Source organism: Blastomonas sp., from assembly GCF_041747255.1.
Classification (GTDB): domain Bacteria; phylum Pseudomonadota; class Alphaproteobacteria; order Sphingomonadales; family Sphingomonadaceae; genus Blastomonas.
The window spans coordinates 1-10938 of the sequence record NZ_JBGTFM010000184.1 but is presented as its reverse complement, the minus strand read 5'-3'; the positions used below and the strand labels follow the sequence as shown (position 1 = coordinate 10938).

Annotated in this window: 10 protein-coding genes and 1 tRNA gene; 9 read left to right on the top strand and 2 right to left on the bottom strand. The window is 62.0% G+C overall.

The window, feature by feature from the left end:
* Positions 1 to 384: L,D-transpeptidase (locus ACEW8G_RS06500; protein WP_373487622.1), on the top strand; the 384-nt coding region annotated here is incomplete at its 5' end.
* Between the two features lie 189 nt (positions 385 to 573).
* Here the strand turns inward: ACEW8G_RS06500 and thpR are convergent.
* Entirely contained in the window at positions 574 to 1122 is a 549-nt protein-coding gene (thpR, locus tag ACEW8G_RS06495) for an RNA 2',3'-cyclic phosphodiesterase (protein ID WP_373487621.1), read from the bottom strand.
* Between the two features lie 117 nt (positions 1123 to 1239).
* On the opposite strand from thpR, the gene ACEW8G_RS06490 reads away from it, so the two are divergent.
* The 4 genes from ACEW8G_RS06490 to ACEW8G_RS06475 all read left to right on the top strand — a co-directional run bounded on the left by ACEW8G_RS06490 (position 1240) and on the right by ACEW8G_RS06475 (position 4881).
* Entirely contained in the window at positions 1240 to 1989 is a 750-nt protein-coding gene (locus ACEW8G_RS06490; protein WP_373487620.1) for a Bax inhibitor-1/YccA family protein, read from the top strand.
* A gap of 251 nt (positions 1990 to 2240) precedes the next feature.
* On the top strand, positions 2241 to 3026 hold the full coding sequence (locus ACEW8G_RS06485) for a hypothetical protein (RefSeq protein WP_373487619.1): 786 nt from the start codon (positions 2241 to 2243) through the stop codon (positions 3024 to 3026).
* Between the two features lie 94 nt (positions 3027 to 3120).
* A tRNA-Ala gene (locus ACEW8G_RS06480) sits at positions 3121 to 3196 on the top strand.
* A gap of 119 nt (positions 3197 to 3315) precedes the next feature.
* Positions 3316 to 4881 (top strand): peptide chain release factor 3, encoded by a 1566-nt coding sequence (locus tag ACEW8G_RS06475; RefSeq protein ID WP_373487618.1) that lies wholly within the window; start codon positions 3316 to 3318, stop codon positions 4879 to 4881.
* A gap of 134 nt (positions 4882 to 5015) precedes the next feature.
* Here ACEW8G_RS06475 and ACEW8G_RS06470 read toward each other — a convergent pair whose 3' ends face one another.
* Entirely contained in the window at positions 5016 to 7382 is a 2367-nt protein-coding gene (locus ACEW8G_RS06470) for a TonB-dependent receptor (protein WP_373487617.1), read from the bottom strand.
* Between the two features lie 196 nt (positions 7383 to 7578).
* Between ACEW8G_RS06470 and ACEW8G_RS06465 the strand changes: the two genes are divergently transcribed.
* The 4 genes from ACEW8G_RS06465 to ACEW8G_RS06450 form a co-directional block, all read left to right on the top strand.
* Complete coding sequence (locus ACEW8G_RS06465) at positions 7579 to 8217, top strand: TetR/AcrR family transcriptional regulator (RefSeq protein ID WP_373487616.1); 639 nt, start codon at positions 7579 to 7581, stop codon at positions 8215 to 8217.
* A 99-nt stretch (positions 8218 to 8316) separates the two neighbouring features.
* A complete protein-coding gene (locus ACEW8G_RS06460) occupies positions 8317 to 8994 on the top strand; it encodes a COQ9 family protein (RefSeq protein ID WP_373487615.1) in 678 nt (225 codons plus the stop codon).
* Between the two features lie 84 nt (positions 8995 to 9078).
* The gene (locus ACEW8G_RS06455) at positions 9079 to 9330 is read left to right on the top strand and encodes a ferrous iron transport protein A (RefSeq protein ID WP_373487614.1); all 252 of its coding nucleotides are present in this window, start codon (positions 9079 to 9081) and stop codon (positions 9328 to 9330) included.
* A 10-nt stretch (positions 9331 to 9340) separates the two neighbouring features.
* On the top strand, positions 9341 to 10938 hold a 1598-nt coding region (locus ACEW8G_RS06450), incomplete at its 3' end, for a ferrous iron transporter B (protein WP_373487613.1).

Below are 10938 nucleotides of genomic sequence, written 5' to 3'. Positions count from 1 at the left end.
TGGCCGATCCGCGCGGCGCTGTTTCGCCCCGGACGCGCCAGCCCGCCATCCGGTTTCGCGCTGCCATGGCGCTGGACCGGGCCGGGCGATGGTTGGTCGGATGACCCGGTGGACCCGGCCTATAACCGCCCGGTGCGCCTGCCGCACGCCTTCAGCGCAGAGACGTTGCAGCGCGCCGACATGCTCTACGATGTGATCATCGTGCTCGGCCACAATGATGCGCCGCCGATGTCCGGCGCGGGCAGCGCGATTTTCTTTCACCTGTGGGATGAGGCCAGGCCACAAGATACGCGCTCCACCGAGGGATGCGTTGCGATTGCGCGTGCGGATATGCTGGCGCTGCTGCCGAGGTTGCGGCCGGGGATGATGATGGAGATCGGTTAGGCTAGCGTTACCCGTGGTTTTCCAGTGGTATCCGTAGCGGGCGCATACGTCCCTCGACTTCGCTCGGGAACGCGGGAGGGGGTGGTGTCTTCCTCACTGCGCCGCCTTCTCCCCGTTCATCACCCCATCCGTCTGTCCCGAGCAAAGTTAAGGGCCGTTCTGCCAAGGCTTGCGAGATAGCGCCACTGCTCAATCCCGCATCCCGATTTCCGCCACCGGTGCATAGCTGCTCCCCTCCGCCCCCAATATGCTCTCTATCAGCAGCAGCCGGTCGAAGCTGAACGCCGCGCTGGTCATTGGCGGCTGGTCGCTCAGCCAGCTGGCGAGCCTGTGCACATCGGGCGCGTGGGTGCGGGTGAAGCGGGCAAGCGTGATATGCGGCACGAACCTGCGGCCCTCTGGTTCCATCCCCCACGCCACGCACAGCCGGTCCAGCCGGGTTTGCAGCGCGGCCAATGGCTCGCGCGGGGCAAGGCCTGCCCAAAGCTGATCGATCCGCCCGCGCCGCTCGAAATGGCCGAAGCCATCGAGGCGCGCCGATATCGCGGGCAGGCGGTCGCGCGACAGGGCAAGAACCAGCGCGTCTGCCACATGCCGATCCGTCTCGCCGATAAAGCGGATCGTAACATGCAGCTGCGCTTCATTCTGCCAACGTGCTCCGGGCAGGCCGCCCATCGCCAGCAGCAGCTGCTGGCAAATCACGGGCGGCGGCACAAGGGCAAGGAACAAGCGCATCATTAAGACATTGGATAGACAGTAGCCTTATTCAACAAAAACGGTTTCGCTTGAAAATCGGTGAGAAAAGGGCGATATTGACAATATCCGGGAAAGACACCGGGCAAAGGAGATTTTTTGATGGCAGACCGTTTTGATCCACGCATGACGGACAGGCTCCGCCCTGGATCGATCAACGCGCAACCGGGCACCTTGGACGGCGCGGCATTTGATGCCGGGCTGCGGTCCTACATGCTTTCCATCTATAACTACATGACCAGCGGCATTTTGCTGACTGGTGTTGTCGCGCTGCTGTTTGCCCAGTCGGGCATGGCGCTGCAGATCATGGGCGGTCCGGGGCTGATGAAATATGTCATCATCTTCTCGCCGCTGGCGATCGTGTTTGCGATGAGCTTTGGCATGAACAAGTTCTCGACCATCACCTTGCAGGCGATGTTCTGGGGCTTTGCAACGCTGATGGGCCTCAGCATGTCGACCATCTTTTTGGTCTATGCAGGTGAAACGATTGCGCTGGCGTTCTTCTCGACCGCCGCCGCCTTCGCGGCGCTCAGCCTTTATGGCTATACCACGCAGAAGAACCTGAGCAGCTGGGGCAGCTTTTTGATCATGGGCGTTGTCGGACTGATTGTCGCCAGCGTGCTCAACATCTTCCTGCAAAGCTCGGTGATGGGCATGGTGATCAGCTATGCCGCCGTGCTGATCTTCGCAGGGTTGACCGCTTATGACACCCAGCGATTGAAGAGCACCTACGCGCATGTCGCAGGCAGCGATATGATGGGCAAGGTCATCATTATGGGTGCGCTCAGCCTGTATCTCAACTTCATCAACATGTTCCAGGCGCTGCTAAGCATCATGGGGAACAACGACTGATTGTTCCTCGATAGCGCAGGATAACTCAGACCCGGCGGAGCGATCTGCCGGGTTCTTCATGTCTGGCGGAGACTGGCGGCGTTCCATTCGGCGCGCCAGAGACTCGCTCTGGCGCTCAGGAGGATGATTCTGGCGGTTTGAGGCGTTTAGTGACAATTTTTTGGTGTTGAGGTCGGCATTTTGCAGGCATAGAATTGCGCCAACGCAAAATTGCGACGTGAAACTGCGCGTTGCACCAGGAGACACACGACATGGCGCGTTTTCGTGCAGGCCACATTTTATATGTGGCGGCCATCACTGGCCTCACCATCACCTTGTCGGCATGCGGTGCCAAGCAGGCGCCGGTCGCGGTGCTGCCCCCGCCACCGCCGCCGGTCGTGGTGGCGCCGCCGCGCATGCCCGCACCACCTTCCAACGCGATGCTGGCAATGGCCGTCCCCGCGCTGCGCGCCGATGGTCTGCGCGAAACGCCGATGCGCGACATCGATGACAATGAAAAGCTGTGGTATTTCCGCGCTGCGTTCAACGTTGCCGCGCTCAACTGCCAGAACGCAGAACATTACCGGATCACCGATGACTATAACGTCTTTCTCAAAACACACAGGCGTGAGCTTGATCGGGTCAACAAGGTGGTCGAGGCGAAGTATCGCAAGATGCATGGTGCCGAATCCGCCCGCATCCGCGATACCGAGAACACGCAGGTCTACAATTTCTTCTCCTTCCCTCCGGTAAAGGCTGATTTCTGCAACGCTGCGCTGGTGCTCGGCCAGGAGGCGGCCGCGCTGCCATCAACCGAGCTGGTCGGCTTTGCCGGGCGCGCGCTTCCCCAGCTTGAGGGCGTGTTCGACCGCTTTTACGCCGTTTATGAATCCTATCAGAGCGATCTGCAGCGCTGGATCGCGCTCTATGGCTCGCCCGAAATGCGCGCTGCGCCGGGTGCCATGGCCGCAGACCAGTCTGTATCAAGTCCGGTGAGCAGCCAGCTCTTGCCACCGCCGACGCTGCAAACGGTGCTCGCGCCAGATTCGGGCGGCTGACATACGGTCGGCGTGGCGGGCGCTTGCGTCAACCTCAAATTGGGTCTGGAATTGCGCCGCAGCCAGCTTTATGACAGCGGCCTGACCGGAGACAGGGGCCGTAGCTCAGTTGGGAGAGCGCGTCGTTCGCAATGACGAGGTCAGGGGTTCGATTCCCCTCGGCTCCACCAGTCGTGGCGCGCAGCCTGGATCATCTCAAGCACCGAAAGCCATTTGACAAGCCGCTGCACCTGCTTAGGGCAGAGGCACTGCCCGGCCTTGTTACACCCAGACACCAGCAAAGACTTGTATGATCGCCCTCAACCGCCGCACCTTCGCCATCATCTCGCATCCCGATGCGGGCAAGACCACGCTGACGGAAAAGCTGTTGCTCACCGGCGGGGCGATCCATCTGGCCGGCGAGGTCAAGGCACGCGGCGCGGCGCGGCGCGCGCGATCGGACTGGATGAAGATCGAGCAGCAGCGCGGCATCTCGGTCACCTCATCGGTGATGACCTTCGAGCGGCAGGGCATCACCTTTAATCTGCTCGATACGCCGGGGCACGAGGATTTCTCCGAAGACACCTATCGCACACTGACCGCGGTCGATTCGGCGATCATGGTGATCGATGCCGCCAAGGGCATCGAACCGCAGACGCGCAAGCTGTTCGAGGTGTGCCGGTTGCGGTCGGTTCCGATCATCACATTCGTCAACAAGGTCGACCGCGAAGGCCGCGACCCGTTCGAGCTGCTTGACGAGGTCGCCGATGCGCTGGCGCTCGATGTCTGCCCGATGAGCTGGCCGGTCGGCATGGGCGGACAGTTTGAGGGGGTTTATGATCTGGTGCGCAACCATCTGATGCAACCCAGCGGTCCATCGCGGGAATTCGATGGCAGCGTCGCACAGTTCACCGGGGTCAATGATCCCGCGCTGGCCAACGTTTTGAGCGCGCAGGCGCATGTGCGGCTGACCGACGAGGCTGAACTGGCGCAGGGCGGCTATGCGAGCTTTGACCTGAAGGCGTATCGCCACGGTGACCTGACCCCGGTCTATTTCGGTTCGGCGCTCAAGCAGTTCGGCATCGATGAGCTGATCAACGCGATCGCCGATCACGCCCCGCCACCGCGCGCCCAGCCCGCCCAGCCTGAGGCCGTCGAGCCGACGCGCAAGGACGTCACCGGCTTTATCTTCAAGGTGCAGGCCAATATGGACCCCCAGCACCGTGACCGTATCGCCTTTATGCGGCTGGTCTCGGGCACGTTCAAGCGCGGCATGAAGCTGGTGCCATCGGGCCATGGCAAGCCGATCGCGGTGCATTCACCGATCTTGTTTTTCGCGCAGGACCGCGAGATTGCCGACGAGGCATTGCCCGGCGACATCATCGGCATCCCCAACCATGGCACGCTGCGGGTGGGTGATACGCTGTCAGAGAAAAACGACGTGCGTTTCACTGGCTTGCCCAATTTCGCACCGGAAATCCTGCGCCGCGTGCAGCTGAAGGACCCGACCAAGACCAAGCAGCTGCGCAAGGCGCTCGATGATTTGTCAGAAGAAGGCGTGATCCAGGTGTTCTACCCCGAGATCGGCAGCCAGTGGATCGTCGGCGTGGTCGGACAGCTGCAGCTCGAAGTGCTGATCAGCCGACTGGAGGCCGAATACAAGGTCGAGGCAGTGCTGGAAATGGCACCGTTCGATACCGCGCGCTGGATCACCGGCACGTCCGAGGTGATTGAGGCGTTCAAGCGTATATCGATGAACAATCTTGCCAAGGATCGCGACGGCAACCCGGTGTTTATGGCGCGATCCGCCTGGGACATTGGTTATCAGCAGGAAAAAAACCCGCAGATTGCGTTCAGCGCCGCGCGGGAGCGGTAATTCTAAGCTCTCTCCCCTTCAGGGGAGAGACGCGAGACTTGGCGGCTTGCCGCCTAGTCGCAGCAGAGAGGGGCAAGCGACAGCGCACCCCCCTCTCCCAACCCTCTCCCCTGAAGGGGAGAGGGCTTTTTTTATCAGAACTTCACGCCTGCGGTCACGAACACCTGGCGTGGGTTGCCGTAGAACGCGGTGGCGATGCCTTCTCTGCCCAGCGTCGGGATCAGCCCGCCCGCCGCGTTGCGCAGCGGTGTGCCGTCGGGGGCAACACTGAGGAACTGATAGCCCGACACGATATACTGTTTGTCGAGGATGTTCTTGGCATTGATGCCGAAGCTGAACCGGTCGTCCTGATCACGCCAGATCAGCGCTGCATCCCACAGGACAAAGCCATTCTGGTCAAGGAACGGGCTGGGCACTTCAAACTGGAACACCTTGCTGCGGTAGCTCAGCGTTGTCGATGCGGTCAGCATGCCCGAAAAGGCAGGCAGGGCCCCGGTCAGCGTGCCCGACGATGTCCATTTGGGCGTGTTCTGGATGCGGCGCAGATCAGCGACATCGATGCCGCGCGCATCGATGAACTGCTTGTACTTGCCATCGATGTAACCCAGCGTGCCGTTCAGGCTGACGAATGATCCGCTGCCCGCAAAGTCGCGCGCGAACACGGCATTGCCTTCAAACTCAAGCCCCTTGAATTCGGCCTTGGCGGCGTTGGTGGTGATGCCGATGAAGGTATCGTTGACGCCGTCGCCGTTCGAATCGAACCCGGCCGAGCCCGGCACCTGCACATTGGTGTAATCAGCATAAAAGCCGGTGATTGCGATGTTGATCGCATTGTCGGCAAAGCTGCCCTTCCAGCCCAGTTCATAGCTGTCGACCGTTTCGGGTTCAAAGCTCAGGAAGTCGAAAATCTCTTCACGGCTGCGCACGCCATCGCGGTTGAGATCGGGTGCGGCGGTGGACAGGCCGCGTGGATCAAAGCCGCCGCCCTTGAAGCCTTGCGAGTAGCTGGCGAACAGCAGGTGATCGCGGTTCGGCTTGAAGCTGACCGAGGCGCGCGGGTTGAAATCGGTAAAGCGTGCATCGCCTTCAAAGGTGGAGGTGGTGGCCAGGATGATGGGCGTGCCGCCGAATTCTGCCGAGCGGCCCAGCTTGGTCTGGCGCAGGATCGTCGAGTTGCGCTTGTCGACGGTATAGCGGCCGCCGAGCGAGACCGCAAACTGATCGGAAAAATCATAGGTGAAATCGCCAAACACCGACCATGTGTCGGTGCGCACATCGCCTGCGGTAAAGGCATTGAGGTTATTGACTGTGGTGAACAGCAACACATCAAACGTGGTCGTAGACTTGGCATCGAGATAATAGAAACCGACCAAGCCCTTGAGGCGGCTGCCCTCATAGAGCAGCTGGAATTCCTGGCTGACCTGTTCGTTGCGATAAAGCGCGGGAACATCGACATCGATCGCGGGCAGGGCGTCGAAATCAATCGGCGTAAAGCTGTCATCCTTGCGCCATGCGCTGATCGAGCGGAAGGTCAGCGTGTCGGTGAGATCAGCTGAAATGTTCATCGCAAGGCCATAAGCTTCGACGTCCTGTTTGGGATCGTTGAGGCCAGCGCGGGTATCAAAAACATTGCGCAATACCGGTGCGCCGCTGAGGAGGCCGGGGATTAGCCGGTGACCGTTGCGCGGATCAGACTTGTCGCGGGTATAGTCGCCCGAAATGCGGATCATCACCGGCGCGCCATAGCCGCCAATTTCCAGCGTGCCGCGCCCTGCGTACACATCCTTGTTATAGTTTTCGAGGTCGGGGATGGCCAGATTGTCGCCAAAGCCGCCGCGGGAAAGCCGCGCAAACGAGGCCCCTGCGCGCACGATGTCGCCAATCGGTGCCGAGACGCTGACCACGCCATCAGCCTGGTTGAAGGTGCCATAGCTGCCGCGCAGTTTCAGGCTGAATTCCTGCGGCAGCATCTTGGTGACATATTTGACCGCGCCGCCGATCGTGTTGCGGCCATAGAGCGTGCCCTGCGGCCCACGCAGCACCTCGATCCGCTCGACCTCATAAATATCGAGCACAGCGGCCTGCGGACGGTTGAGGTAGACATCGTCGAGATAGATGCCGACCCCTGCCTCAAAGCCTGACACCGGATCCTGCTGCCCGACGCCGCGAATGAACGCGGTAAGCGTGGAGTTGGTGCCGCGCGAGGTTTCCAGTGTGGTGTTGGGGGTGATCTGCGAAATATCGGTGAGATCGAGCGCGCCCTGATTCTCAAGCCGCTCGGCGGAAAAGGCGCTGATCGAGATCGGCACGTCCTGCAGGTTTTCCGCGCGCCGACGCGCCGTCACGACGATCACGTTGCCCTCGGCGCTGGTGGCCTCAAGCTCTTCCTGCGCATCCTGTGCGAGCGCCGCCGACGGCGCGGCGGTTAATGCGGCGGCGGCAACGCCAAGCGCCAGCGCGGTGCGCGCTGGCGAAATCCGGGTAAACCCAAATGATGTCATCTTGAAATCCTCCCATGCATCCTGACCGGGCCATGCTGTTCCGGCTCGTGTTCGACCGGCCTTGCGTCTGGCATGACGTTGCATTAGTGAAAGTTGAACCAGCTTTCAACTCTAATCCTGATCAGGGCAGACAAAGCGGAGCGAATCGGGCAGATGTGTGGCGTGCATGCATCATGTCCAGCAGTGGGAGTGGATCATGGCGACACAGTCACCGGGCAGCGACTTGCCTGCCGATGCGTCTGACAAGACCGACAAAACCCCGCGCACCGCGCGCGGGCGCGCCACTTTGCGCAAGCTGCTCGATGCTGCTGCGGTGGAATTTGGCGAACGCGGCTTCCACGAAGCCTCGGTGAGCGGCATCACCCGCCGGGCGGGGACGGCGCTGGGCAGCTTCTACACCTATTTCGATTCCAAGGACGAGATCTTCCGGGCGCTGGTGCAGGATATGTCGGCGCAGGTCGGGCGTCATGCGTCCGCCGCGATGCAGGCCGCAACCAGCGCGCTCGGCCGCGAGCAGGCAGCACTGCAGGGATTTCTCGCGTTCGCGCGCGAACACAAGGAAATCTACCGGATCATCGACGAGGCGGAATTTGTCGATCCAGACAGCTACCGGCTGCATTATGAGACGACCGCGTCGCGCATCCTGACGCGCTTGCAGGCAGGCGCTGCGGCGGGCGAGATTCGTGAGGATGTGAGCGAACTGCACGCCTGGGCGGTGATGGGGATGAACGTGTTTTTGGGGTTGCGCTTTGGGGTGTGGAACGAGGACCAGCCGGTCGATGCGGTCGCGGCTGCGGCCAATGATTTGATCGCGCGCGGTCTTCGTAAGGGCTGAAGCGCCGCCTCCTGCCGCCATGCGCCATCAAATTGGCGGCTATGCTTTAACTTGGACGCCGTAGCGCCTAAATGCATGGATAAGGAGGCACGCACGCCCATGTATCATCCAGCCCGACTCGATTCGCTCCCTGTTGACCCGACGATTGACGATGTGCGGCTGTTCCTGCCGCCGTTCATTGCCGATGAGGCGGTGTTTGATGGCTGGACCGATGCCGCGCGCGATGCCGCAGCTGCAGCGCAAGGCGTGGATGCCGGGCTGGCGCAACTGGCGTTCGATGCCGGCGCGGTCGACATGATCGAGGCGTGGATCAGCCACATCGATGCGCAGATGATTGAGACGTTCCCGGCCGAGCGCGTCGCCACGATGAAAATTCGCGAGCGCATCCAGAGCCTGGTCGCCTTTCGCTTTCAGGCGGTGACCCACCAGCGCGAGGCGCTGCGCCGCGCGGTGGCGATTCTGGCGATGCCAACCAATCTGGCGCGCAGTGCGAAACTCTCGTGGCGCACGGCAGACCTGATGTGGCGGCTGGCCGGCGACACCGCGACCGACTACAATCACTATACCAAGCGCACCTTGCTCTCCGGCGTCTATGGGTCGACGCTGATGGCTTTTCTCGACGATGAAAGCCCCGAGTTTCAGGACACCTATGGTTTTCTGGCGCGACGCATCGAAAACGTCATGCAGTTTGAGAAGGCCAAGGCAAAATTCACCGGCAAGGGCGAGCGCATCAGCCTCAGCCGGTTCCTGGGACGGCTGCGCTATCCTGCGCGCTGAGCGCCCGCTCAACCCACAGCCATGTTAACCGCATAATTGTCTGGCGTTGCACCACTGATATTGATAGCGGTTCGCAACACCAACATGCTGCTTGATCAACTCCCCAATGGCCAGCACGCGGAAATTGCCGCGATTGACTGGAGCGTTCTGCCCGACGACGAGGGCAAGCGGCTGCGTGCGCTGGGCATAGACGAAGGCGCTTGCGTGAGCATCCGCCATCGCGGTATCTTTTTCGGCCGTGATCCGATTGCTCTTTCGATAGGCCGGATGACCGTCGCGATCCGCCGCGTCCATGCCCGTGCGATCACCTTGCACCCGCCGGGTCAGCCTGCATGAGACAGCCATCATGACCCGGCATCAGCCGCTGATCGCGCTGGTCGGCAACCCCAATGCCGGCAAGAGCGCGCTGTTCAACGCGATGACCGGCGCGCGGCAGAAGATCGCCAATTATCCCGGGGTGACGGTCGAACGCAAATCGGGCCGTTTCGCCTTTGCCGATGGTCGCCCCGGCGAGCTGATCGATCTGCCCGGCAGCTACAGTCTCGACCCGACCAGCCCTGATGAGGCGGTGACCCGCGATGTCGTGATGGGCTGTCAGGCGGGCGAACGCCAGCCCGACGCGCTGATCATCGTGCTCGATGCGGCGAACCTCGACCAGCATCTCGTGTTCGCGCTTGAGCTGCTCGCGCTTGGTCTGCCCACCGTGGTCGCGCTCAACATGGTCGATCTGGCGGCGCGCGACGGGTTGACACTCGACCCCAGGCGGCTGGCGGCCGATCTTGGCGTGCCGGTGATCGAAACCGTCGCAGTGCGCCGTAAGGGGATGATCGAGCTCGCCGCCGCGCTCGATGCGGTGATCGTCAACAAGCAGGTACCGCATGCCCCGCTGGGCGAGCCAGAGATGCGCGCGCGACGTCGCCGTGCCGAAACCATCGCCCACTGCGCTGTCGTTTCGGAAACGCAGAGCCGCCGCTGGTCAGACCGCGCCGACAGCGTGCTGTTGCATCGGTTCGCCGGGCCGCTGATCCTGTTTGCGCTGCTGTTCATCATGTTCCAGGCGGTGTTCAGCTGGGCCAGTCCCTTTGCCGATGCGCTTGAGGCAGGCGCGGCGGCGCTCAGCGATCTCGCCAGCGCTGTGATTCCGGAAGGTTTCTTCCGGTCGCTGGTCGTCGATGGCGTGATCGCCGGGGTCGGCTCGGTCGTGGTCTTCCTGCCGCAGATCATCATCCTGTTCTTCTTCATCCTGTTGATGGAGGCGACCGGATATATGGCGCGCGCAGCGTTCATCATGGACCGGATGATGGCGGGCGTGGGCCTGTCGGGGCGCTCGTTCATTCCGTTGCTGTCATCGTTCGCCTGCGCAATCCCCGGCATCATGGCCACGCGCAGCATATCGGATGAGAAGGATCGGCTGACCACCATCCTCATCGCTCCGCTGATGACCTGTTCGGCGCGGCTGCCGGTCTACACGGTGATCATTGCCGCGTTCATTCCGTCAACCGCCGTCGGGCCGGGCATCGGCATGCAGGGGCTGGTGCTGTTTGGCCTCTATGTCTTTGGCATCATTGGCGCGATGGTGGTGGCGCTGGTGCTGCGCTCGACTGTTGCCAAGGGCGGTGCCAGCGGGTTCCTGATGGAAATGCCCAAATACCAGATGCCGCGCCTTACCGATCTGGCGCTTGGCCTGTGGCAGCGCGCATGGCTGTTCCTGCGCCGCGCCGGCACGATCATCTTTGCGGTCACGATCGGGCTTTGGCTGCTGCTCACCTATCCGCAGGCCCCTGCGGGCAGCGGCTTGAGCCAGCTCGATTATTCCGCCGCCGGGCGGATTGCGGGCGTGCTTGAGCCGGTCGTCGCCCCCATCGGGTTCAGCCGCGACATCGCGCTGGCGCTGATCCCGGCGATGGCGGCGCGCGAGGTCGCGGTCTCGGCGCTGGCCACCAC

Bases quoted from the DNA above. Each gene is read 5' to 3' on its own strand.
- ACEW8G_RS06465 (WP_373487616.1), top strand. From the start codon at position 7,579: ATGGCGACACAGTCACCGGGCAGCGACTTGCCTGCCGATGCGTCTGAC.
- ACEW8G_RS06485 (WP_373487619.1), top strand. From the start codon at position 2,241: ATGGCGCGTTTTCGTGCAGGCCACATTTTATATGTGGCGGCCATCACT.
- ACEW8G_RS06460 (WP_373487615.1), top strand. From the start codon at position 8,317: ATGTATCATCCAGCCCGACTCGATTCGCTCCCTGTTGACCCGACGATT.
- thpR (WP_373487621.1), bottom strand. From the start codon at position 1,122: ATGATGCGCTTGTTCCTTGCCCTTGTGCCGCCGCCCGTGATTTGCCAG.
- ACEW8G_RS06470 (WP_373487617.1), bottom strand. From the start codon at position 7,382: ATGACATCATTTGGGTTTACCCGGATTTCGCCAGCGCGCACCGCGCTG.
- ACEW8G_RS06490 (WP_373487620.1), top strand. From the start codon at position 1,240: ATGGCAGACCGTTTTGATCCACGCATGACGGACAGGCTCCGCCCTGGA.
- ACEW8G_RS06475 (WP_373487618.1), top strand. From the start codon at position 3,316: ATGATCGCCCTCAACCGCCGCACCTTCGCCATCATCTCGCATCCCGAT.
- ACEW8G_RS06455 (WP_373487614.1), top strand. From the start codon at position 9,079: ATGCTGCTTGATCAACTCCCCAATGGCCAGCACGCGGAAATTGCCGCG.